Annotated in this window: 20 protein-coding genes and 1 pseudogene; 11 read left to right on the top strand and 10 right to left on the bottom strand. The window is 73.9% G+C overall.

The features are described 5' to 3' along the window. The first annotated feature begins 86 nt into the window (after positions 1 to 86). The 5 genes from IAG44_RS33515 to IAG44_RS33495 all read left to right on the top strand — a co-directional run bounded on the left by IAG44_RS33515 (position 87) and on the right by IAG44_RS33495 (position 4,635). Positions 87 to 1,526, top strand: coding sequence for an MFS transporter (locus tag IAG44_RS33515; RefSeq protein ID WP_246562225.1), 1,440 nt, complete (start codon positions 87 to 89; stop codon positions 1,524 to 1,526). Continuing rightward, entirely contained in the window at positions 1,409 to 2,230 is an 822-nt protein-coding gene (locus tag IAG44_RS33510; protein WP_246564715.1) for a putative hydro-lyase, read from the top strand. Before IAG44_RS33515 ends, IAG44_RS33510 begins: the two co-directional genes overlap by 118 nt. Next, entirely contained in the window at positions 2,227 to 2,979 is a 753-nt protein-coding gene (locus tag IAG44_RS33505) for a LamB/YcsF family protein (protein WP_187750827.1), read from the top strand. Before IAG44_RS33510 ends, IAG44_RS33505 begins: the two co-directional genes overlap by 4 nt. A gap of 151 nt (positions 2,980 to 3,130) precedes the next feature. Further along, on the top strand, positions 3,131 to 3,769 hold the full coding sequence (gene pxpB, locus IAG44_RS33500; protein ID WP_246562224.1) for a 5-oxoprolinase subunit PxpB: 639 nt from the start codon (positions 3,131 to 3,133) through the stop codon (positions 3,767 to 3,769). Continuing rightward, the gene (locus IAG44_RS33495) at positions 3,766 to 4,635 is read left to right on the top strand and encodes a 5-oxoprolinase subunit C family protein (protein ID WP_187750826.1); all 870 of its coding nucleotides are present in this window, start codon (positions 3,766 to 3,768) and stop codon (positions 4,633 to 4,635) included. The genes pxpB and IAG44_RS33495 overlap by 4 nt, the downstream gene beginning before the upstream one ends. Positions 4,636 to 4,957: 322 nt before the next feature. Here IAG44_RS33495 and IAG44_RS33490 read toward each other — a convergent pair whose 3' ends face one another. From IAG44_RS33490 to IAG44_RS33470, 5 genes and pseudogenes are all read right to left on the bottom strand, one after another. After that, positions 4,958 to 5,809, bottom strand: coding sequence for an SGNH/GDSL hydrolase family protein (locus tag IAG44_RS33490; RefSeq protein WP_187750825.1), 852 nt, complete (start codon positions 5,807 to 5,809; stop codon positions 4,958 to 4,960). A gap of 254 nt (positions 5,810 to 6,063) precedes the next feature. Beyond that, a pseudogene (locus IAG44_RS33485) lies at positions 6,064 to 7,239 on the bottom strand (glycosyltransferase); the annotation flags it as partial. Between the two features lie 53 nt (positions 7,240 to 7,292). Then, positions 7,293 to 8,423, bottom strand: coding sequence for a glycosyltransferase family 4 protein (locus tag IAG44_RS33480; protein WP_187750824.1), 1,131 nt, complete (start codon positions 8,421 to 8,423; stop codon positions 7,293 to 7,295). A 265-nt stretch (positions 8,424 to 8,688) separates the two neighbouring features. Beyond that, the gene (locus IAG44_RS33475) at positions 8,689 to 10,107 is read right to left on the bottom strand and encodes a HEAT repeat domain-containing protein (protein ID WP_187750823.1); all 1,419 of its coding nucleotides are present in this window, start codon (positions 10,105 to 10,107) and stop codon (positions 8,689 to 8,691) included. A 335-nt stretch (positions 10,108 to 10,442) separates the two neighbouring features. Continuing rightward, positions 10,443 to 10,835 (bottom strand): ankyrin repeat domain-containing protein, encoded by a 393-nt coding sequence (locus IAG44_RS33470; RefSeq protein ID WP_187750822.1) that lies wholly within the window; start codon positions 10,833 to 10,835, stop codon positions 10,443 to 10,445. A gap of 274 nt (positions 10,836 to 11,109) precedes the next feature. On the opposite strand from IAG44_RS33470, the gene IAG44_RS33465 reads away from it, so the two are divergent. Both IAG44_RS33465 and IAG44_RS33460 read left to right on the top strand, forming a co-directional pair. Further along, positions 11,110 to 11,304 carry a hypothetical protein gene (locus tag IAG44_RS33465; protein ID WP_010357990.1) on the top strand — a complete coding sequence of 65 codons (195 nt, stop codon included), beginning with the start codon at positions 11,110 to 11,112 and terminating at the stop codon, positions 11,302 to 11,304. A 34-nt stretch (positions 11,305 to 11,338) separates the two neighbouring features. Then, positions 11,339 to 12,901, top strand: coding sequence for a P-loop NTPase family protein (locus IAG44_RS33460; RefSeq protein ID WP_187750821.1), 1,563 nt, complete (start codon positions 11,339 to 11,341; stop codon positions 12,899 to 12,901). Positions 12,902 to 12,998: 97 nt separating this feature from the next. Here IAG44_RS33460 and IAG44_RS33455 read toward each other — a convergent pair whose 3' ends face one another. Further along, positions 12,999 to 14,498, bottom strand: a complete 1,500-nt coding sequence (locus IAG44_RS33455; RefSeq protein ID WP_187750820.1) for an SCO1417 family PLP biosynthesis transcription factor — start codon at positions 14,496 to 14,498, stop codon at positions 12,999 to 13,001. A gap of 99 nt (positions 14,499 to 14,597) precedes the next feature. Here IAG44_RS33455 and yczE point away from each other — a divergent pair, with 99 nt between their 5' ends. The 4 genes from yczE (at position 14,598) to IAG44_RS33435 (ending at position 18,046) form a co-directional block, all read left to right on the top strand. After that, positions 14,598 to 15,251: a membrane protein YczE gene (gene yczE, locus IAG44_RS33450; protein ID WP_187750819.1), complete on the top strand. Its 654-nt coding sequence runs from the start codon at positions 14,598 to 14,600 to the stop codon at positions 15,249 to 15,251. After that, positions 15,248 to 16,015, top strand: a complete 768-nt coding sequence (locus tag IAG44_RS33445) for a glycerophosphodiester phosphodiesterase family protein (RefSeq protein WP_187750818.1) — start codon at positions 15,248 to 15,250, stop codon at positions 16,013 to 16,015. The genes yczE and IAG44_RS33445 overlap by 4 nt, the downstream gene beginning before the upstream one ends. 40 nt (positions 16,016 to 16,055) lie before the next feature. Next, positions 16,056 to 17,393 (top strand): MFS transporter, encoded by a 1,338-nt coding sequence (locus IAG44_RS33440; RefSeq protein ID WP_187750817.1) that lies wholly within the window; start codon positions 16,056 to 16,058, stop codon positions 17,391 to 17,393. Positions 17,394 to 17,671: 278 nt separating this feature from the next. Beyond that, the gene (locus tag IAG44_RS33435; RefSeq protein ID WP_010357981.1) at positions 17,672 to 18,046 is read left to right on the top strand and encodes an RNA polymerase-binding protein RbpA; all 375 of its coding nucleotides are present in this window, start codon (positions 17,672 to 17,674) and stop codon (positions 18,044 to 18,046) included. 110 nt (positions 18,047 to 18,156) lie between these two features. Here the strand turns inward: IAG44_RS33435 and fxsA are convergent, their stop codons facing one another. From fxsA to IAG44_RS33415, 4 genes are all read right to left on the bottom strand, one after another. Further along, entirely contained in the window at positions 18,157 to 18,717 is a 561-nt protein-coding gene (fxsA, locus tag IAG44_RS33430; protein WP_187750816.1) for an FxsA family membrane protein, read from the bottom strand. A 59-nt stretch (positions 18,718 to 18,776) separates the two neighbouring features. After that, the gene (locus IAG44_RS33425; RefSeq protein WP_187750815.1) at positions 18,777 to 19,604 is read right to left on the bottom strand and encodes a polyprenol monophosphomannose synthase; all 828 of its coding nucleotides are present in this window, start codon (positions 19,602 to 19,604) and stop codon (positions 18,777 to 18,779) included. Positions 19,605 to 20,472: 868 nt separating this feature from the next. Next, positions 20,473 to 22,062 (bottom strand): amidohydrolase, encoded by a 1,590-nt coding sequence (locus IAG44_RS33420; RefSeq protein WP_187750814.1) that lies wholly within the window; start codon positions 22,060 to 22,062, stop codon positions 20,473 to 20,475. Positions 22,063 to 22,140: 78 nt separating this feature from the next. Further along, positions 22,141 to 22,581: an Lrp/AsnC family transcriptional regulator gene (locus tag IAG44_RS33415; RefSeq protein ID WP_010357977.1), complete on the bottom strand. Its 441-nt coding sequence runs from the start codon at positions 22,579 to 22,581 to the stop codon at positions 22,141 to 22,143. Positions 22,582 to 22,649: the final 68 nt, after the last annotated feature.

Raw genomic sequence — 22,649 nt, 5'->3', positions numbered from 1 at the left:
CAACGATCCTCTACCTTGCTGCACATCCTGGCCAGGTCCCGCACGGCTCATTCCCACGCACTCTCCGTCTGCTCTGCGAGGTGCCCATGAGCACGACCGACACCCACTCCTCCCCCACGACCCGCGCCGACGACGGCCCTCTGGGCTGGCTGCGCGCCCTCGGACCGCGCGGCCGGCGTGCCTTCGCGGGCGCCTTCGGCGGCTACGCCCTCGATTCGTACGACTACTTCACGCTGCCGCTGAGCATGGTCGCCCTGGCCGCGTACTTCGGCCTGGACAGCGGCCAGACCGGCCTGTTCACGACCGTCACCCTGGTCGTCTCGGCGGTCGGCGGCGCGGTCGCCGGCGTCCTGGCCGACCGGATCGGCCGGGTGCGCGCGCTGATCATCACGGTGGTCACGTACGCCGTCTTCACCGTCGCCTGCGGCTTCGCGCCCACCTACGAGACGTTGCTGGTCTTCCGCGCGCTCCAGGGGCTCGGTTTCGGCGGTGAGTGGGCGGTCGGCGCGATCCTGGTCGCCGAGTACGCGAGCGACCGCCATCGCGGGCGCACCCTGGGCGCGGTCCAGTCGTCCTGGGCGGTCGGCTGGGGGCTGGCCGCGCTGGTCTACACGCTGGTCTTCTCGCTCGTCGACCACGACCTGGCGTGGCGTGTGATGTTCTGGACGGGCGCCCTGCCGGCCCTCCTGGTGCTGTGGATGCGCCGCCGCGTCCAGGACGCCCCGAAGGCGACCGCCGTGCGCGAGCGCAGTGTCCGCAAGGGCTCGTTCAAGGAGATCTTCACCGGCCCGCTGCTGCGCACGACCCTGTTCGCCGGGCTGCTCTCGACGGGCGTCCAGGGCGGCTACTACACGCTGGCCACCTGGGTGCCGACCTACCTCAAGGGCGACCGGGGGCTGTCGGTGGTCGGTACGGGCGGCTATCTGACGTTCCTGATCTCGGGCGCCTTCCTGGGCTACCTGACCGGCGGGCACCTCACCGACCGGCTGGGCCGGCGCCGCAACATCTGGCTGTTCGCCCTGCTGTCGGCGGTGTGCATCCTGGCGTACGCGAACATCCCGCACGGCGCGAACACGCTCCTGCTGGTGCTCGGTTTCCCGCTCGGGTTCTGCATGTCGGCGATCTTCAGCGGCTTCGGCTCCTACCTGGCCGAGCTGTACCCCACGCACGTGCGCGGCACCGGCCAGGGCTTCACCTACAACACCGGCCGCGCGGTCGGCGCCGTCTTCCCGACCACCGTCGGGTTCCTGGCCGACAGCTGGGGCGTCGGCGGCGCCCTGGTGTTCGGCGCGATCGGCTACGGCATCGCGGCGCTGGCCCTCCTGGGCCTGCCGGAGACCAAAGGGAGGTCACTGACGTGCAAACGACCCCGCCCGGCCCGAGGGCCGTCGCGCACGACCGTCCCGTCATCGCCGTCGATCCGCGCGCTCACGCGTGGAGCCCGGAAACCGCCCGCGCCCGCTTCCGGGAGGGCCTTTCGGGGCCCACGGCCGGCCTCGCGCCCGGCCGCACCCAGGCCAACCTGATCGCCGTCCCCGCCGACTGGGCGTACGACGTGCTGCTGTTCTGCCAGCGCAACCCGAAGCCCTGCCCGGTGCTCGACGTGACGGACGCGGGCTCCTGGACGACGCCGCTGGCCGAGGGCGCCGACCTGCGGACCGATCTGCCACGCTATCGGGTGTGGCGGGACGGCGAGCTGGTGGACGAGCCGACGGACGCGCGCGCGTACTGGCGCGACGACCTCGTGGCGTTCCTCATCGGGTGCAGCTTCACGTTCGAGTCGGCGCTGACGCGCGCGGGCGTGCCGATGCGCCACGTCGAACAGGGCCGCAACGTCCCGATGTACGTCACCGACCGCCTCTGCCGGCCCGCCGGGCGCCTGTCGGGCCCGCTGGTGGTGTCCATGCGCCCGGTGCCCGCCCGGCACCTGGAGACAGCCGTGCGGGAGACCGCGCTGCTCCCCGCGGTGCACGGCGACCCCGTGCACCTGGGCGATCCGGCAGGGCTCGGCATCGCCGACCTCTCACGGCCCGACTTCGGCGACCCGGTGGACGCCGGGCCGGACGACATCCCGGTGTTCTGGGCCTGCGGCGTCACCCCGCAGGCGGCGGTCATGGCCTCGCGCCCGCCGTTCGCCCTCACGCACGCGCCGGGGCACATGTTCCTCACCGACGCCCGCGACGAGCAGTACCGCGTGGGCGCCCCGGCCTTCCGACAGGAGACAGCATGATCGATCTGAACGCCGACCTCGGCGAGGGCTTCGGCCGCTGGCGGCTCACCGACGACGAACAGCTCCTGTCCGTCGTCACCAGCGCCAACGTGGCCTGCGGCTTCCACGCCGGGGATCCGGTCACCATGCGGCGCGTGTGCGCGATGGCGGCCGAGAAGGGCGTGACGATCGGGGCGCAGGTCTCCTACCGGGACCTCGCCGGATTCGGGCGGCGCGCGATGGACGTGCCGCCCGCGGAACTCGCCGCCGAGGTCGCCTACCAGATCGGCGCCCTGGAGGTCTTCGCGCGTGCGGCGGGCGCGCGCGTGGCGTACGTCAAGCCGCACGGCGCGCTCTACAACCGGATCGTCCACGACGAGGAGCAGGCCCGCGCGGTCGTCGACGGCGTCCTGCTGGTCGGCCCCGCTCTCCCGGTGCTCGGCCTGCCGGACTCCCGCTTCCTGGAGCTGGCCGGGCAGGCGGGCCTGACCGGTGTCCCGGAGGCGTTCGCGGACCGCGCGTACACCGATCAGGGCACGCTCGTCCCGCGCGGGGAGGAGGGCGCGGTCGTCCACGACCCGGAGGCGGTCGTCGAACGCTCCCTCGCCCTGGCCTCGTCCGGCCACGTCGTTTCGCGCACGGGCGCCTCCGTCGCCGTCCGCGCGCGTTCCCTCTGCCTGCACGGTGACACTCCGGGCGCGGTGGACCTCGCGCGCCGGGTGCGGCGGCGGCTGGAGGAGGCCGGGGTGCGGGTGGGGGCGTTCGCGTGAGGGGGGTTACGGTCGAGGTACGGGGGGCGCGCGGGGATCAGGGGCGAGGTCACCGCGTGTGGCCGTCGTCCGGTGCCGCGCGGTCCCGGTTCCAGCCCCGGTCCCGGACTCCGGGTGCCGGGCGGGCTCGGCACGGGCAGGAAGTGGGCGCATGAGCGCGAACCTGCGGATTCTCCCCGTCGGCGACGACGCGCTCCTCGTCGAGGTGTCCTCCGGTGCCGAGGCGGAGGCGCTGCACGCCGAGCTGAGCCGCCGCCGGTCGGCCGGACTGCTCACGGTCCGTGAACTCGTCCCCGCGGCCCGTACGGTCCTCCTGGACGGCCTCACGGACCCCGTGAGGCTCGCCGCCGAGCTGGCGTCCGCCGAGATCCCGCCGGTCGCCGCGCGGACGGAGACGGCCGTGGAGATCCCGGTGCGCTACGACGGCCCGGACCTCGCCGAGGTCGCCGCGCACTGGGGGGTCGCCGAAGAGGAGGTCGCCCGCATCCACGCGGGCACTGAGTTCCGCGTCGCCTTCTGCGGCTTCGCCCCCGGCTTCGGCTACCTCACCGGCCTGCCCGCGCGCTACGACGTGCCGCGCAGGGGGACTCCCCGGACCGCCGTCCCGGCGGGCTCGGTCGCCCTCGCGGGCCTGTACACGGGCGTGTACCCGCGCTCCTCGCCGGGCGGCTGGCAGTTGATCGGCACGACGGACGCCGTGCTGTGGGACCACACGCGCGAGCCCGCCGCGCTGCTGTCGCCGGGCACACGCGTACGGTTCGTCCCGGCCTCTCCGGGGGTCCGCACGTGACCGACCGCGCCCTCGCCGTCGTCCGCGCCGGCGCCCTCACGACCCTCCAGGACCAGGGCCGCCCTGGTCACGCGCACCTGGGCGTGCCGCATTCCGGCGCCCTGGACCCCGGGACGGCGGCGCTGGTCAACCGGCTCGTCGGCAACCCGGCCTCGGCGGCCGTCCTGGAGACCACGCTCGACGGCTGCGCCCTGCGGACCCGCTGCACGGTCACCGCGGCCGTCGCGGGCGCGCCGTGCGCGGTGACCGTGGACGGCCGGCCGGCGCCCTGGGGCGCCCCGGTCCACGTTCCGGCGGGCGCTCTCCTGGAGGTCGGCGCGGCGACGGCCGGCGTCCGCTCCTACGTCGCCGTCTCGGGCGGGTTCCTGGCCGAGCCGGTCCTCGGCAGCCGGTCGACGGACCTCCTGTCGGGTCTGGGGCCGGCTCCCCTGGCGGACGGCGCGGTCCTTCCGCTGGGGTGCCCGTCGACGCCCTCCGCGCGCGTGGACGCCGTTCCCCTGCCGGCACCTCCCACCGAGCTGATCCTGCGCGTGACCCCGGGGCCCCGTGCCGACTGGTTCACCCCGGAGGCGCTGCGCACGTTCACCACACGCGCGTACCGCGTCTCCCCGGCCAGCAACCGCATCGGGCTGCGCACCGAGGGGCCGGTCCTGGAGCGGGCGCGCGCCGGGGAACTCGCCAGCGAGGGGATGGTGCTGGGCGCCGTCCAAGTACCGCCCGACGGGCATCCCGTCGTGTTCCTCGCCGATCATCCGACGACCGGAGGGTATCCGGTCATCGCGGTCGTCCGCGCGGGCGACCTCGCGGCGGCGGCGCAGGCCGTACCGGGAACGCCGGTGAGGTTCGTGGGGGTACGGCGGCGGTGAGGGGGCACCCAGCCCAGGCGGGCGTGCGCGAGGGGTGTCGGGTCAGGGGTGCCGGGCCGGGGAAGGAGCGCTCGGCGGGCGAGTGAGGGTCGTGGGCCCTGAGGGCCGCTTCGCCCTCGTCTCTCAAGGGCGGGCGCGCGTGAGCTATGGGCGAACGCAAGCGCTTGGGCGAGCGCGCGCGAGTCGTGGGCGTGTGCAGCGCCCCGGACCCTCGGCAACGTGAGCAGGCGTGGCAGGCGTGGCGGGGCCGCTTCGTGAGCGCCCTTGGCCGGCCCTGGGCGGCACCGAGCCTCCGTCCCGCCCGCGCGCCCCTCGCCCCCGCTCAGGCCGCGTCCACCCCCCGCTCCCCCACCGACACCGCCCCCAACGCCGCCGAGACCGCCGCCGCCGTCCTGAGGTCCAGCCGTGCGCTGGTCCCCCGCGCGCGGTGCCGCAGTTCGTCGGCGGCCAGGGTCAGCAGCTGAGGCAGCAGGTCGGTGCAGCGCCGGGCCACCCAGGCGCTGCCCTGGGTGGCCAGCCACCACAGGCTCGCCGAGCGGGTGGGCGCCGGGAACTCGGGTTCCGGCGAGGGTGCGGGCCCGGTCGCCCGCCCGGTCTCCGCGAGCAGCGCGTGGAACCGTGCCGCGAGCTGCCGGTGGCCGCGTTCGCCCGGGTGCAGCCGGTCCGCGCTCCACATCGCCCTGTCGCTGGTCCAGGCGCCCTCGGCGGCGTGCAGGTGCACCGCGCCGTGGCGCTCGGAGAGGGCGTGCACGACCGTGTTGACGGCCCGTTGCCGCCGGGCCAGCGGGCGCGCGAGCGCTCCCGGCAGGCCGAGCATCGTCCCCGGGTCCGGCAGGCACGCGGTCAGCAGGGTCACGCCCCGGCCCGCGAACGCGCCGTACACCGTGTCCAGGCGGGCGGCGACGGCGTGGATGTCGAACGTGCAGCGCAGGGTGTCGTTGACGCCGACGACGACCGAGACGACGTCCGGCCGCAGCGCCAGGGCCGTCGGGAGCTGGCGCTCCACCACGTCCCGGGTCTGCGCCCCGCTGACCGCGAGGTTGGTGAACGTCACCGGCTCACCGCTCAGCCCGCCCGCCAGGAGCGCCGCCCAGCCGCGCCACCCGTCGCCCACGGGGTCGCCGATCCCTTCGGTCAGCGAGTCCCCGAGGGCGACGAAACGGACGGGGGTCACGCGAGGCTCCGGGAGACGCCGGGACGGGACGGTGCCGTCGTGTCCTGGGGGTCGGAACGGGTCGGTAGCGTCGCATCGCGAGCGTCAGAACGGGACGATAGCGTTCCATCGCACACGTCGGAACGGACCGGTAGCGTCACACCGCAAGCGTCAGAACGATCCGGTACCGTCGCCTCCCCACCGCCGGAACAGCACAGCCCCGTCGCACCGTCACCACCAGAACGAACCGGTACCGTCCCGCCGCTCACACCAACGCCAGAACGCACCGGCACCGTCGCATCGTGCGCCGCCAGAAACGCATCCACCGCCCCCTCCCACCCGAAGCACTCCGCCCGCTCCCGCGCCTCCCCCCGCCGCTCCCCCTCCGGCCGGGCGAGCAGCGACTCGACGGCGTTCGCGAACGCCTCCCCCCGATCGGCGGCGACAGCCCCCGCACCCCCGATCACCTCGGGCAGCGCCGACGAGGCGCTGACGACGACCGGCGTCCCGCAGGCCATGGCCTCCAGTGCGGCGAGCCCGAAGGTCTCGGCGGGCCCGGGGGCGAGGCAGACGTCGGCGGACGCCTGGAGCGCCCCGAGGAGGTGCCGGTCGCCGACGTGGCCGAGGAAGGTCACCGGCAGCCCCTGGGCCCGCTGTTCGAGCCGGGCGCGCAGCGGGCCGTCTCCGGCGACGACGAGCCGGGCCGGTACGCCGCGTGCACGGAGTGCGGCCAGGGCGTCGAGGGCGGTGCCGGGACGTTTCTCCACGGAGAGCCGGGTGCAGGTGACGATCAGCACCTCGTCCGGGCGCGCGTACCGCTCGCGCAGCCCGGCGTCGCGGAGGGAGGGGTGGCGTTGCGCGAGGTCGACGCCGAGCGGGGCGCGGACGACGTTGCGGGCGCCGATGCGGACGAACTCCCGCTCGGCGAACTCGGTGGTGCACACGACGCGCGCGTAGGTGTGTGCCGTGCGGACGTTGAGGGCGTCGGCGGCGCGCCGGGCGGCGCCTTCGGGCAGGCCCCAGGTGCGCAGGACGCCGTCGGCGGTCTCGTGGGAGACCATCACGGCGGGCACGCGCGCGCGGCGGGCCCATCGTCCGGTCCACCGGAGGGTCGTCCGGTCGGAGACCTCCAGGCGGTCGGGGCCGAGTTCTTCCAGGAGGCGGGCGACGCGCTGTTTGTCGGTGAGGACGCGGTACCCGCCGGTGCCGGGGACGAGGGGTCCGGGCAGGGTGATGAGGCGGCCCTGTTCGGTGTCCTGGTCGGTGTACCGGGGCCCGGGGACGATCAGCACGGGTTCGTGGCCGGCCTCGCGGAACCCCTTGCCCAGCTCGCGCAGGGCGGTGCGCAGGCCGCCCGAGGAGGGGGCGACGAAGTTCGCGAGCCGTACGATCCGCAGCCCCTCGCCGTTGCGGACGGTCCGGGGTTCCTTCGCGGCGAACCGCGTCGCCATGGCCCTGCGTCCGCCCTCACCCGCGGGCGCCTTCGGCGTCCCGTTCATGCCGCTCATGCCGCCACCGCCTGCCGGCGCCGTGCGGCCAGGACGTCCGCGTAGTGCCCGATGAGCTGGTCGCCGACAGCGGCCCAGGTGCGCCCCTCGACCATCGCGCGCGCGGCGGCGCCGTAGGACGCGCGGCGGGCGGGGTCGGCGACGAGGGCGGCGACGGCGTCGCGGACGGCGTCACGGTCGCCCGCGGGGAACAGGAGGCCGGTGCGCCCGTCGACGACCAGGTCGAGCGGGCCGCCGGCGGCGGGCGCGACGACCGGGACGCCGCTGGCCATGGCCTCCTGGACGGTCTGGCAGAACGTCTCGAAGGGGCCGGTGTGCGCGAAGACGTCCAGGGAGGCGAAGATCCGGGCGAGTTCGCCGCCGGTGCGGCGGCCCAGGAAGACAGCGCCGGGGAGTTGTTCGGCGAGCGCGGGCCGGCTGGGCCCGTCGCCCACGACGGCGACCTTGACGCCGGGCAGCGCGCAGACGCCGGAGAGGAGTTCGATCTGCTTCTCGGGGGCGAGTCGGCCGACGTAGCCGACGATCGTCTCGCCGTCGGGCGCGATCTCGCGGCGTATCGCGTCGTCCCGGAGGTCGGGACGGAACCGTACCGTATCGACGCCGCGCGGCCAGAGCTTCACGCGGGGCACTCCGTGGGCGGCGAGGTCGTGCAGGGAGGCACTGGAGGGCGCGAGGGTGAGGTCGGCGGCGGAGTGGACGGAGCGGATGCGGCGCCAGGCGGCGGCCTCTCCAGCGCCCATGTAGGTGCGGGCGTATCCGGCGAGGTCGGTCTGGTAGACGGCGACGGCGGGGACGCCGAACTTGGCGGCGGCGGCCATGCCGCGCACGCCGAGGACGAAGGGGCTGGCCAGGTGGACGACGTCGGGCTCGTGCTCGACGATCGTCGCGGCGAGGCGTCGGCTGGGGAGAGCGACGCGGACCTGGGGGTAGCCGGGGAGCGGAAGCGAGGGGACATGGACGACAGGGCAGGGCGCCGAGGCGTCCGGCCGGTGTCCCGGCGCGGGGGCCGGGGCGACGACGACGGGGGCGTGACCGCGATCTACGAGGTGCCGGGCGGTCTGAAGCGCGCAGTGGGCCACGCCGTTCACGTCGGGGGGAAAGGATTCGGTCACGATGACGACACGCATACGGGTGTTGTCTCCGCGCCGGACGTGAACGCGTCAAAGTGGATCTTTCCGAACGACAAACGTCGCGTGAGCGTTGTATCGCACGCCCGAGCAGGTCAGACGGTGTCCATGTCCGTCTGACCCGGGGGTCGTCGGGCGTTCACCCGGCGGGCGTGAGGGAGCCCGTTCCGTTCACGACGGAGCCCCGACCCGGTCACGGCAGGGAGCCCGTTCCGGTCACGGCGGGGAGCCGTTCCGGTCAGAAACGATCACGCGGCGGTGGCGGTCACATGGCGGCCGTGTCCGGTCCGATCCGGCTCCGTACGGCCGTCTGGACCTCCGCCTCCTCGGCGGGATCGGCGGCGAGCCGGCGCAGTCGTTCCACCACGCGCGTGTCGCCGGTCTCGGCGTGCCGTGCGGCGACCTCCCGGGTGGTCTCCTCGCAGTCCCAGAGGCATTCGACGGCGAAGCCGGTGGCGAAGGAGGGGTCGGTGGCGGCGAGCGCCCGCGCGCAGTGGCCGCGCAGATGGGAGGAGGCCGTCTCGCGGTAGATGTGGCGCAGGACGGGGGCCGCGCAGACGATGCCGAGGCGGCCCGCGCCGTCGACGAGGGGCCACAGGGTCGTCGCGTCGCAGCCCTCGCCCCGTACGGCCTCGCGCAGGGCGCCGAGGACGAGGTCGCTGTCGCGGGTGGCGCCCCGGCAGGCGAGGACGCGTCCGGCGGCGGCGCCGAGCGCGTCGGGCCGGTGGACCCAGCCGCGCGCGCGGTCGACGGCGGCGACGGACCGCATCCGTTCGAAGGCGTCGACGGCGGCTTCGACGACGGGCGTCGTGCCGGTGGCGACGGCCTGTTCGATCAGGTCGAGGACGCCGGGGTCGTGGCTGTCGGCGAGATAGCGCAGGGCGGTGCAGCGGGCGCCCTCGGTGCCGTCCTGGGCGGCGCGGACGATCTCGGGCCGGTCCTCGGGGGCCGCGACGGCGGCGAGGCAGCGGGCGGCGGGCACATGGAGCGCGGCGCCGCGTTCGACGCCCTGCTGGGCCCATTCGAAGACGGCGGCGACGCTCCAGCCGGGCCGGGGTCCGGTGGGGCTCAGCTGGCGTTGCCAGCGGTCGAAACAGCCGGTCTCCTGGGCGGCACGCACGCGTGCGGAGACGTACTCGCGCGGATCCTCGGCCCACAGCCGCCACGGCCGTGGTTCGAAGGCGTCGCGGACGGTCGCGGCGAGTTCGGCCTCGCCCTCGGCGTCGGTGGCGAACCGGGCGAGCACGGGGGCGGCGAGGGCGCGCAGGCCCGCGTCGTCGTCGCGCAGGGCGAGTTCGTCCAGGGCCCAGGCCCAGTTGGTGCCCGAGGTGGCGTACCGGCGCAGCAGCCACAGGGCGTCGCGCCTGCCGTAGGAGGCGAGGTGGCCGAGGACGGCGAGGGCGAGGCCCGTGCGGGACTCCTCGGTGTCGAAGGCGTCCTCGGCGTCGAAGAGGTGGGCCTCGATCTCGTCCAGCTCGCCGTTCAGGTCGAGGTAGAGCCGGGCGTAGTAGAGGGAGCGGTTCTCCACCTGCCAGTCGTGACGGGGATCGCGCAGCACACAGTGGTTCAGGGCCGCGAGCGCTTCGGCTCGCGGTGCGGTGAGCGCGTGCAGCGTGCCGTCGCCGCGGCCCCTCTGGAGGAGGCCGAGCAGGGTTCCACTGGGCGCTATGACCGGATCGAACATGGGAAACAGCCTCACATCAAGCGTCGACGCAACCGGGGATCGTGCACTACCTGGCCGCGTGACAACACGTCGGGGCGCCCGCCGTCTCTTGCTTGCTGTAGACCATCTTCCTCTGCCTCTCGTCGGTGGCCCATGCGGACCGCGTCACGGCCCACGCGGTGCGGCAACACCTGCCCAGCCATCGTGTCCGTGAATCACGTCGTCATGATGACCCGGCCGTTCTGCCTGCCGCGACCGAAATTTCCGGCGGCTTCGTACCGCCTCCCCCGTTGTGGTCGATTTACCTGGTGAAAATCTGTTTATCGCCTGGTGGCCGCCGCATCCTAGCCCGCGGTTCACCGTGTGGCGAACAGCTCCAGAAGCTCTGTCCGGCCGAACATCCGGGCCGTGTCGACGGCCGAGGGGGTGCCCTCGGCGGGGTCGGCGCCGGCCGCCAGGAGGATCCGGACGACCTCCGTCTCGCCCTTGAAGGCGGCCCCGGCGAGCGGGGTCTGACCCCGGTCGTTGACGTCGCCCGCGGGCGCGCCGCGGTCGAGGAGCGCCCGGACGGCGTCGGCGTGGCCGTGGTAGGCGGCGAGCATCACGAGGGAGTCGCCGCGGTCGTTGGTGAGGTCGGCCGGAACGCCGGCGTCCACGTACGCCACCAGCGCCTCGGTCCGCCCCTGCCGGGCCAGATCGAAGATCTTGGTCGCCAGCTCCACGACCTCGGGGTCGGGGGCTTCAGCCATCGGTTCGGACCGCCTCTCGGATGCCGTCGCTGTGTGCCGTACGGGTGAATCGACAGGGTACTGGCTCGTCGCGCACATGGGTGGAGCCTGCTGCGGCAAAGATCACGAACAGCCCCGTTCGAGGCAATCCTCCCCTTCGGACGGCGCAAGCCGGGTTACCCCGAACGGGCGAAATTCGCGGCAATTCACCCTTTTACACCTTTTATCGTATAGATACATCCTGTGAGCCTGGAAGTACTCATGGTGACTGTCCCCCCTAGCCAGGAGAACTCAAATGATCCTGTCCATCTCAGGTGTGGTCCTGCTCGGCATCATCGTCTTCCTCTTCTTCAAGAAGGACGGCCTCAAGGCGTCCCACGCGCTGGTGGCCGCGCTCTTCGGCTTCTACATGGCGAGCACGGCGATCGCCCCGAGCATCAAGGCGGGCGGCGAGAGCCTGGCGAGCCTGCTCGGCGGCATCAAGTTCTGACCCCACCTCCCGTACGCACCTCCAGGAGACACCAGTGGCCCGGCGCCCCCTCCCCCGCATTCTGAGCACAGGCAGCGCGCAGATCGCCCGGAGCCGGGAACTGGCCCGGACGGCGGCCGACAGCGCCACCGACGTCCTGCACCCGCTGATCACGGTCTCCCGCGGGCTGCGCCGGCTGGCCTCGGCCGGGCGGCGCAGGTGGGCCGAGACCCCCAAGGACAAGCGCGGGCCGCTGCTGTTCCTGGTGGCCTCGGTGGTCCTGGTGGTGGCGCTCGTGCCGTACGGGCCGCTGCTCGCCGTCGTCACGCTGATGGCTGCGGCGGCCTGGCACGGCCGGGACCGCACCCCGCCGGCCCCGGAAGGCCCCGACGAGGCCCAGACGGCGCGTCTCGGCGCGCTGTACGAGGCCCTGGTCCCGTACTTCTCGACCGCCGAGGACCCCTCCCCCCTGTACGCCCACGGCGGCGACTGGGAGAAGGCGTTCCCGGCGTACGACTTCGACGACTCGGGCCGCGTCGCCCGGCTGCGCATCCGCTATCCGGCGTACTTCCCGGACGGCGAGGCAGAGGCGCGCGCACGCGTGGAGCAACTGCTCGCCGCCAAGGCCGGCCGGGGCCGCGAGTACCTGTTCGCCTGGGACGAGGAGGGCAACGAACTCACCGTCGACGTCCTCGCCCCGCTGCCCGCCGACATCGCCGCCCAGCGCTTCGTCACCGCCCCCGGCGAGACGGTGCTGGGCCTCACCGACCCCTCCCACACCCAGCGCACGCTCCCGCTCACCCACGGCGAGGAGCTGCGCGACGTCCCGCCGGTCGTCTGGCGCACCGGCATCCGCTCCACCGAGCCCCACCTCCTGGCCGTCGGCCAGCCCGGCACGGGCACCTCGACCCTCCTGCGCTCGATCGCGCTCCAGGCACTCCAGCACGGCGACGTCCTGGTCGTCGACGGCGGCGGCACCGGCGAGTACGCGTGCCTGACCGGCCGGGACGGCGTCCTGGGCGTCGAGGTCGGGCTCGCCGGGGCGCTGACCGGACTGGAGTGGGCGGCGCAGGAGACGGAACGGCGGCTGATCGCCGCCAACCGTGCCCGGCAGGCGGGTCACCCCCCGCCCGAGGACACCAAGCGCCCCCTGTGGATCCTCCTGGACCGTCCGAGCGCCTTCACCCACCTGGCGTCCGCCGACGGCCAGAAGGACCCCCAGACCCACCTCCAGACGCCTCTGCGGCACGGCCGGGCCGCCCAGGTGACGGTCGTCGTGGCGGAGCAGTTCGACGCCCTGGACGCCCTCTCCGACGCCGTACGCCAGCACACACGCGCACGCGTGGTGCTCGGCCCGGCGTCCCCGCACCAGCTGACGGCGGTCCTGGGCGCGCCCCCGCACACCACCCCCGTCGACCACATGCCCCCGGGCCGCGGCTACGCGCGCCTCGGCACCGGCCCCGTCCACCGCCTCCAGGTCCCGGCGACCCCGGACCCGTACGACGACGCCACCAGCGACGCCGACCGGCAGGCGGTGCTCGACCTCCTGCCGCCGCGCACCGCCCCGGCCGACGACGACACGGTGTCGGTGGAGACGGTGTCCCTGGAGAAGGCGTGAGCCGCCAGGCCGCACAGGTCGTGAGCCGCTAGGCCACACAGGTAAGGGGCGTCCTCCATGGAGGGCGCCCCTTACCGTTTCCTCGACACGCCGGATCTCACGCCACGAACGTCCGAGGCGTCTCCCCGCCTCCCGACCGCCCGCTCTCCACCAGCCGGGACGCGGCGGCGAGCCGCGCGGCGGCCTCCTCCGCCACCGCGCCCCCCACGGTGAACGGCAGCCGCACGTACCCCTCGAACGCCCCGTCCACCCCGAACCGGGGCCCGGACGGCACCCGTACGCCGACCCGCTCCCCCGCCTCGGCGAGCCGCGACCCGGAGAGCCCCCCGGCGCGCACCCACAGCGTGAGCCCGCCCCGGGGCACCTCGTATTCCCACGTGGGCAGCTGAGCGCGCAGGGCGGCGACGAGCGCGTCCCGGTTCTCGCGGGCCTGGACCCGGCGCAGCTCGACGGCCTGCGACCAGCCCCCGGTGGAGAACAGCCAGTTGACGGCCAGCTGCTCCAGGACGGGCGTGCCGAGGTCGGCGTACGCGCGCGCGGCGACGAGGCTGCGGATGACGTCGGGGGCGGCCCGCACCCAGCCGATGCGCATCCCGGCCCAGAACGCCTTGCTGGCCGATCCAACGGTGATCACGGTCGATCCGGCGGGGTCGAACCCGCACACGGGCCGGGGCATCGAGACGTCCTCGTCGAGCCACAGCTCGGTCATGGTCTCGTCGGCCACCAGGACCGTCCCGGCGGACCGGGCCGCCTCCACGAGGCCGCGCCGCTGGTCGTCGTCCGCGAGGGCGCCGGTGGGGTTGTGGAAGTCGGCGACCACGTAGGCGATGCGCGGCGCGGCCTCTCGGAGGATCTGGCGCCAGCGGTCCATGTCCCAGCCGGACAGGCCCTCGGCCATGGCGACGGGCACCAGGCGCGCGCCCGCCTCCCGCATGAGCTGGAGGATGTTGGCGTACGAGGGCGACTCGACGGCGATGCGTTCGCCGCGTCCGCCGAAGAGGTGGCAGATCGCGTCGATCGCGCCCATCGCGCCGGTCGTCACCATGATCTGTTCGGGCATGGTGGGGATCCCGCGCGCGGTGTAGCGCTCGGCGATCATCGCGCGCAGGGCGGGCAGTCCGGCCGGGTAGTCGCCGTGCGTGTGCGCGTAGGGCGGCAGCTCCTCCAGGGCGCCCTGGACGGCGCGGGTGAGCCAGGGCTCGGGGGCGGGCAGCGCCGCGCAGCCGAGGTCGATCACCGAGCCGAGGGCTTCGGGGGGCAGCGGTTCGAGCCCGCGCGCGGGCAGGGGGTTTCCGGCGGGCACGACGGTCCAGCTCCCGGCGCCGCGCCGCGACTCCAGGAACCCCTCCGCGCGCAGCGCCTCGTAGGCCGCCGCCACGGTCGTCCGGCTCACCGACAGCGCCACGGCCAGTTCCCGTTCGGCGGGCAGCCGGGCGGCGACCGGGACGCGGCCCTCCAGGACGAGCACGCGGACGCCGTCGGCGAGGGCCCGGTAGGCGGGCGGGCGGCGGGTGCCAGGACCGGCCGGGCGGTCCTGCTGGGACGTCAGCAGCCGCGCGAGTTGCGCCGGCCCCACCGCCGAGGTCCACTGCGTCATGGAGATCAGTCCACCTTCCCCGAATTGGCCATGGAAGACCCGTCTTCCTCCCCCACAGAGTGACACGCACCAGTCCACTTCGACCAGCAGGGGGTCCCCTTGTCCACCCGCAACCGCCTCGGACGGCGGCTCGTCCAGCTCTACGCCGGTCTCGCGCTGTACGGCGCCAGCGCGGCCCTCCTGGTGCGGGCGGGGCTCGGTCTGGAGCCCTGGGGCGTGCTGCACCAGGGGCTCGCCGAGCTGACCGGGCTGACGATCGGCGAGGTGGCGATCGCCGTGGGCGCGCTGGTCCTGCTCCTGTGGATCCCGCTGCGCCAGCGCCCGGGACTCGGCACGGTCTCCAACGTCTTCGCCGTCGGCCTCGCGATGGACGCCACGCTCGCCCTGGCCCCTGACGTCCACGGCCTGGCCGTCCGGATCCCCCTGATGCTCGCGGCCATCGTCCTGAACGGCGTGGCGACCGGGCTCTACATCGCGGCGGCGTTCGGCCCCGGCCCCCGGGACGGGCTGATGACGGGGCTGCACCGGCGCACCGGGCGCTCGATCCGGCTGATGCGGACGGCGATCGAGGTGGCGGTGGTGGCGACCGGGTTCGCGCTGGGCGGCACCCTCGGGGCCGGGACGGTGCTGTACGCGCTGTCGATCGGGCCGCTGGCGCAGGTGTTCCTGAGGGTGTTCGCCGTCGGCCCGGCACCGGACGGCGAGACGGCCGTTGCCACCGGGACACCCCGGGAGGCCATACTTCCGCGGTGACCACGCTGATACGCCACCCCTACCTCGACCACCCGGGCCCCATCCCGTTCGCGCACCGCGGCGGGGCGGCGGACGGCCTGGAGAACACCGTGGCGCAGTTCCAGCGCGCGGTCGCGGCGGGCTACCGGTACATCGAGACGGACGTCCACGCCACGCGCGACGGCAAGCTGGCCGCCTTCCACGACGCCACCCTGGACCGGGTCACCGACGGCGCGGGCCGCATCGCCGACCTGCCGTGGGCGGACGTCGCACGCGCGCGCGTGGGCGGCAAGGAACCCGTGCCGCTGTTCGAGGAGCTGCTGGAGACGTTCCCTGAGGTCCACTGGAACGTCGACATGAAGGCCGAGCCGGCGCTGCACCCGCTGCTCAACCTGATCGCCCGCACGAACTCCTGGGACCGCGTCTGCGTGGGCTCCTTCTCGGAGGCGCGGGTGCTGCGCGCCCAGCGGCTGGCGGGGCCGCGCCTGGCGACGTCGTACGGGACGCGGGGCGTGCTGAACCTGCGGCTGCGCTCCTGGGGCGTGCCCGCGACGGTGCGGCGGTCGGCGGTGGCCGCGCAGGTGCCGGTGGCCCAGTCGGGCATCCCGGTGGTGGACCGGCGCTTCGTGCGCGCGGCCCACGCGCGCGGACTCCAGGTGCACGTGTGGACCGTCAACGAACCGGCGCGCATGCACCGGCTCCTGGACCTCGGCGTGGATGGCATCATGACCGATCACATCGGCACGCTGCGCGAGGTCATGCAGGAGCGGGGCGTCTGGGCCTGAGGCGCCTCGCGCGGCGGTTCCACGGGGAAGCGAGGCACGGGTGGGGAGCGACACCCTGGTGGCGGACGCCACGGACCGCCGGCGCGAGCAGCGCGGCTGGTACTTCTACGACTGGGCGTGCTCCGTCTACTCGACGAGCGTCCTCACCGTGTTCCTGGGCCCCTATCTGACGTCGGTCGCCGAGGAGGCCGCCGACGCCGACGGCTATGTGCACCCCCTCGGGATCCCGGTGCGCGCGGGGTCGTTCTTCGCGTACTCGGTGTCCCTGTCGGTGATCGTGGCCGTCGTCCTGATGCCCCTGGTGGGGGCCGCGGCGGACCGCAAGGGACGCAAGAAGCCGCTCCTGGCGGTGACGGCGTACACGGGGGCGGCGGCGACGCTGGGGATGTTCTTCCTGGGCGGCGACCGGTATCTGCTGGGCGGGGCCCTGCTGATCGTCGCGAACGCCTCCCAGGCCGTGTCGATGATGCTCTACAACGCCTACCTGCCCCAGATCGCGGGCCCCGAGGAGCGGGACGCGGTCTCCTCGCGCGGGTGGGCGTTCGGGTACGCGGCCGGTTCGATCGTCCTGGTCGTCGATCTGGTGCTGTACCTGGCGCACGACTCGTTCGGGGTGTCCGAGTCGACGGCCGTGCGGATCTGTCTGGCGTCGGCGGGCCTGTGGTGGGGCGGTTTCACGCTGATCCCGCTGCTGCGGCTGCGCGACCGGCCCCCGGCTCCTCACGCGCGGGCGTCCGCGCCGGGGCTGCGGCAGTTCGCGGCGACGATCCGGGACATGCGCCGCCACCGGCTGACCCTCGCCTTCCTGCTGGCTTATCTGATCTACAACGACGGCATCCAGACGGTGATCTCGCAGGCGTCCGTGTACGGCTCCGAGGAACTGGGCCTGAGCCAGTCCACGTTGATCACGGCCGTCCTGCTGGTGCAGGTGCTGGCGGTCGCGGGCGCGCTGGGGATGGGGCGGCTCGCCCGGACGTACGGGGCCAAGCGGACGATTCTGGGGTCCCTGGCGGCCTGGACGCTCACGCTGGGCGCGGGCTACTTCCTGCCCGCCGGGAACCCGGTCGGCTTCTTCCTGCTCGCCGCGGCCATCGGGATGGTTCTCGGCGGCAGCCAGGCCCTGTCCCGGTCGCTGTTCTCACACCTGGTACCGCCCGGGAAGGAGGCCGAGTACTTCTCGGCGTACGAGATGAGCGACCGGGGCATGAGCTGGCTGGGCCCGCTGCTGTTCGGGGTCACCTACCAACTGACCGGTAGTTACCGGGACGCGATCATCTCCCTGGTGGTCTTCTTCGTCGTCGGGTTCGTGCTGCTCGCGCGGGTGCCGGTGCGGCGGGCGATCGGCGACGCGGGAAATCCCGTACCCGAGAAGATTTAGCGCTCAGCGCGAAAGGGCGGTAGTGTACGCGTTTGGCCTGCCAGGCGTACCGTTACTGCGCGTCAAAGATGCCGAAACGCTGGGTTACATCTCCGATCAGATGTGACAAAGCGGGCGCCTGTGGGTACTGCACTGGTTGACAAGGCTGCGGCTACGACGGCGACGCACGACCCGGAACGGGACTCGGGACGGGAATCTTTACCGCCGCCCGGACGTTGACCGGATGACGACGACAGCGACACCTGTCCTGTGGGCGACAAGCCCGGGAGGCACGATTCATGAGTGAGCGAGCTCTTCGCGGCACGCGCCTCGTGGTGACCAGCTACGAGACGGACCGCGGCATCGACCTGGCCCCGCGCCAGGCCGTGGAGTACGCATGCGAGAAGGGGCATCGATTCGAGATGCCCTTCTCGGTCGAGGCGGAGATCCCGCCGGAGTGGGAGTGCAAGGTCTGCGGTGCGCAGGCACTCCTCGTGGACGGCGACGGCCCGGAGGAGAAGAAGGCCAAGCCCGCGCGTACGCATTGGGACATGTTGATGGAGCGGCGCACCCGCGAGGAGCTCGAAGAGGTCCTTGAGGAGCGTCTTGCCGTGCTGCGGTCCGGGGCGATGAACCTCGCGGTGCATCCTCGGGACAGCCGCAAGTCGGCCTAGCCCCTCCGGGCCGGGGTTCGGCGCACATCAGCTGAGATGACCGCGGGCGCCGTACGTGAGTTTCACGTACGGCGCCCGCGGTCTTTCGGCTGCCCGGAGGGCTGCCCGGATCAGTACGTCAGCGGCGGGCGCTGGTCCTGCGGCCCGTCCGCCCTGGTGCCGTCCTCCCTGATGACCTCGCCCTGGACAACCTTGCCGTCGGGGCGGTGCATACGGGCCTGCTGGAAGGCGTCGCCCAGGGTGCCGGGGGCGGCCGCGCGGAGCTTGCGCTCCACCGTGCGCTCCGCGTAGGCGGAGAGGGCCTTCTGGACCGGGGGGATCAGCAGGACGAGGCCCAGGGCGTCGGAGATCAGGCCCGGCAGCATCAGGAAGAGGCCGCCGAGCATCATGAAGCCGTTGCCGCCGCTGCTCTCCGCAGGGGCGCCGCCGCGCTGCAGCGCCTCGTTCAGCGCCCCGAAGGCCCTGCGGCCCGCGCGCTTGATGACCACCGAGCCCAGCACGATCCCGGCGGCCAGCAGCAGGAAGACGACGAAACCGCTCGCCGCCTTCGCCACCACGGTCAGCAGCCAGATCTCCAGCACCAGCCAGGCCGCGATCCCGAGCGGCAGGAACGTCCGCAGCCGGGAGCGCGGGGGCCGGACGGAGGACACGGGGGTCGATGCGCCAGTCATGCCTCCAGTGTGCCTGGCGGCGGCTCAGAGCGGCATAAACACCCGTATCGCCCCGAGGGCTACGGCTGCCGCCCCTCCGTACGCCGGGCCTGGGCCGGCTTGGCGCCCTTGCCGGTGATCTTGCCGACGCGCTCCGAGGCGCCCCACGCGGTGACCCGCCACAGGGCCTCGACCATGATGTCCCGGCTCATCTTCGAGTCGCCGAGTTCGCGCTCGACGAAGGTGATGGGGACCTCGACGACGTGGAACCCGGCCTTCACCGCGCGGCGGGCCAGGTCGACCTGGAAGCAGTAGCCCTGCGAGGCGACCTCTTCGAGGCCGAGCCCTTCCAGGGTCTCGCGGCGGAAGGCGCGGTAGCCGCCGGTGATGTCGCGCAGGGACAGGTCGAGCGCGAGGCGGGAGTAGAAGCTGCCGCCCCGGGAGATGAACTCGCGGGTCTTGGGCCAGTTGACCACCCGGCCGCCGGGGACCCAGCGGGAGCCGAGGACCAGGTCGGCGCTCTTGAGGGCGGTCAGCAGGCGGGGCAGTTCCTCGGGCTGGTGGGAGCCGTCGGCGTCCATCTCGACCAGGACGCCGTAGTCATGCTCCAGGCCCCAGCGGAAACCGGCGAGGTAGGCGGCGCCCAGGCCCTCCTTGCCCTTGCGATGCATGACGTGGACGTGGTCGTCCTCGGCGGCCAGCTCGTCCGCGAGCTTGCCGGTGCCGTCGGGGCTGTTGTCGTCCGCCACGAGGATGTGGGCCTCGGGGACCGCCTTGCGCACCCGGCCGACGATGCGCTTGATGTTCTCCGCCTCGTTGTAGGTCGGAATGATCACCAAGGCCGTGCCCAGGGGGCCGAACCGCCGCTCGCGGTCCGGTGCCGAGAGGGTCCCGTCGCCGTCGTTCACCACTACCCCTTCAAGTCGAACGCAGGGGACCACCATAGTGCGCGCCGCCTGCGGCGACATGCCGGATGGCGTACACAGTGGTGTCGAAACCCCAAGAGTGGGGTAAGAGTGCGCGCCCGCCCGTCCGGTTCCCTGACATCGGGGTGGACGGGGGTCGTGCGCGAGGTTAACTCTGCGGGTGGAGGCCCGGCGCCCTTCGGGCCGACCTGGGGCCCGCTGGCTGCGGGTCGACCGAAAGCCGTTGTCTACTGAACGCCGGGCCTCACCCGGGTCGCACCTCCCCGTTCGGCGGAACGTTCCGTCGCCGCTTTGCGAGCGCTGGGCCTGGCTCCCAGTGGCGGTGCCCCGGCCGGTGCACCGTCCCTGACCCAGTGGCGCCGCGGCGAGCCGTGGAGGTTCTCCGGCGGGGCGTCCGGCAGTGGACTCCGCCGAACCTACCCGCCCCCCGCCGCACGCTGTCAACAGCCGTTCGACCTGCGCTTCTCTCCTCAACGCCCTGGTCAGAGGGGAGACGACCACCGCCGGGCGAGCCCGCGCAGACGGGTGATCCTCGGGCCGGAGGGGGGTGGGGGTCACCCGGGCGGGCGTAGGGGAGGTTTACGGAGGGCTCCGCGCGGGGGCGAGGCCGGGGTGGGGGCTCGGCGCAGGGTGCCGGGGTGGGGGCTCGGCGCCGCGGGGCACCCAACCGGACGGGCTCGCCGCTGCGGGGGCGCCCAGCCGGACGGGCTCGCCGCTGCCGGGCCGGCCACACAGCCGACCGAACGCCTCACGCCGCACCGCCGGGGTGTACTCCCCTCGCTTCCCCGGCGCGCCCGCGCTACCCCTTCTCTGCCGCTCTCTACCTCTCCCTACTGCCCCCTATCTCTCCCTACCGCTCGAACACCGTCCGCCCCCCGACCACCGTCCGCAGGCACACCGGCAGGTCTCGGCCCGGGGTCAGGTCCGGGAGGCCCGGGGTGCCGGAGCGGGGGTCGGTGGACCAGCGGGCAACGCGGTCGTCGGGGGCCTGGACGATGAGTTCGTCGGTGTGCCAGACGGCGTAGTCGGCGGGGGCGCCGGGGACGAGGACGCCCGCGTCGTCGCGGCCGATCGCGCGCCAGCCGCCGCGCGTGTGGGCGGTGAAGGCGGCGCGGACGGAGACGCGGTGCTCGGGGGTGTGGTGGAAGGCGGCGGCGCGGACGGTGCCCCAGGGGTCGAGCGGGGTGACGGGGCTGTCGGAGCCGAAGGCGAGGGGCACGCCCGCGCGCAGGAGGGCCGCGAAGGGGTTGAGCCCCCGCGCGCGGTCCGCGCCGAGCCGCTGCGCGTACATGCCGTCCGCGCCGCCCCACAGCGCGTCGAAGGCGGGCTGCACGGACGCGGTGAGGCCCAGGTCGGCGAAGGCGGCGATGGAGTCGGCGTCCAGCATCTCGGCGTGCTCGACGCGGTGGCGGGCGGCGCGGACGCGGGCGAGGCCGGCCTTCTCGGCGGCGGCGCGGAAGCCCTGGACGACGGTGGTGACGGCGGCGTCGCCGATCGCGTGGAACCCCGCCTGGAGGCCCGCCTCGGTGCAGGCGACGACGTGGGCGGCGACGGCGTCGGCGTCCAGGTGGGCGAGGCCGGTGCCGGGGTCGTCGGCGTAGGGGGCGTGCAGGCAGGCCGTGTGGGAGCCGAGGGCGCCGTCGACGAAGAGGTCGCCCGCCGCGCCCACCGCGCCGAGTTCGCGCGCCTTGGCGACGTCCCGCTCGGCCCAGTAGCCGACGACGCGCGGGCCGGTCTGCTCGGCGGCGAGGTTCAGGAGGCCGGTGAAGTCGTCCTCGGAGGAGATCTCGGGGCCGGCGCACTCGTGGACCGAGCCGATACCGAGGGAGGCCGCGCGCGCGAGGGCGGCGCGCTGGGCCTCGGTGCGCTGGGCCGGCGTCACGGCCGCGAACGCCGCCGCGCGCACGGCGTGGTGGGCGTCGGCGGTGAGCGGGCCCTCGGGGCGGCCCAGCGTCGTGAGGTCGAGGAGGGCGGTGGTGACGACGGCCGAGTGGACGTCGATACGGGACAGGTACAGCGGGCGCCCGCCGGTCGCCTCGTCCAGCTCCGCGCGCGTGGGCGGGCGGCCGCCGGGCCAGCGGGAGGCGTCCCAGCCGTGTCCGAGGAGGACCTTGTCGGCGGGGCGGGCCTCGGCGAACGCGCGTACGCGTGCGAGGGCGTCGGCCAGGGAGGGCGCGTCCGAGAGGTCGAGGCCGGTCAGGGCGAGGCCGGTGGAGGTGGTGTGGACGTGGGCGTCGGTGAACGCGGGGGTGACGAGGGCGCCGTCCAGGTCGATGACGGCGTCGACGCCGTCCGCGAACGCGTCCGCCGCGCCCTCGGAGCCCACCCAGGCGACTTGGCCGCGCTCGACGACCATCGCGGTCGCGAAGGGGTCGGCGGGGCTGTGGACCTCTCCTCTGCGGAGCAGGACGGTCTGGGGGTCGGGGGTGCGCTCACTCATGGGGGACAGTGTCGCGCGTGCCACTGACATCCTCGGACGGCGCCCCATGGATCCGGCCGCGCCTTGAGGCCGTCCCGTTCAGATCCTCGGCGGGCGTGCCTCGTACGGGGTGGAGAGCACGACCGTCGTCCGGGTCGACACGCCCGCGAGCGCGCGCAGACGGCCCAGCAGCTCCTCCAGTTCGTGCGGGGTCGCCACGCGGACCTTGAGGATGTAGTTCTCGTCGCCGGCGACGCTGTGGCACGCCTCGATCTCGGGGACGCCGGAGAGGCGGTCGGCGATGTCGTCGGGGGCGCTGGGGTCGAACGGTTTGACCGAGATGAACGCGGTCATGGGCAGGCCGACGGCCTCGGGGTCGACGACGGCCGCGTAGCCGCGGATGACTCCCCGCTGCTCCAGCCGGCGCACCCGTTGGTGCACGGCCGACGTGGACAGGCCCGTGGCCTTGCCCAGGTCGGTGTAGCTCATCCGCCCGTCCTTGACGAGCAGCTGCACGATCTGTCGGTCCAGCTCCTCCATGGCGCAGAACCTACAGTGCGCTTGAACTCTTCGTATACCTATACAGCGCAGGTCATAGCCTGTTCGTG

The sequence above is a fragment of the Streptomyces roseirectus genome (assembly GCF_014489635.1).
Lineage (GTDB): Bacteria > Actinomycetota > Actinomycetes > Streptomycetales > Streptomycetaceae > Streptomyces > Streptomyces roseirectus.
Note: the sequence above shows the minus strand (reverse complement) of the source record. Positions and strands in the feature narration are given on the sequence as shown.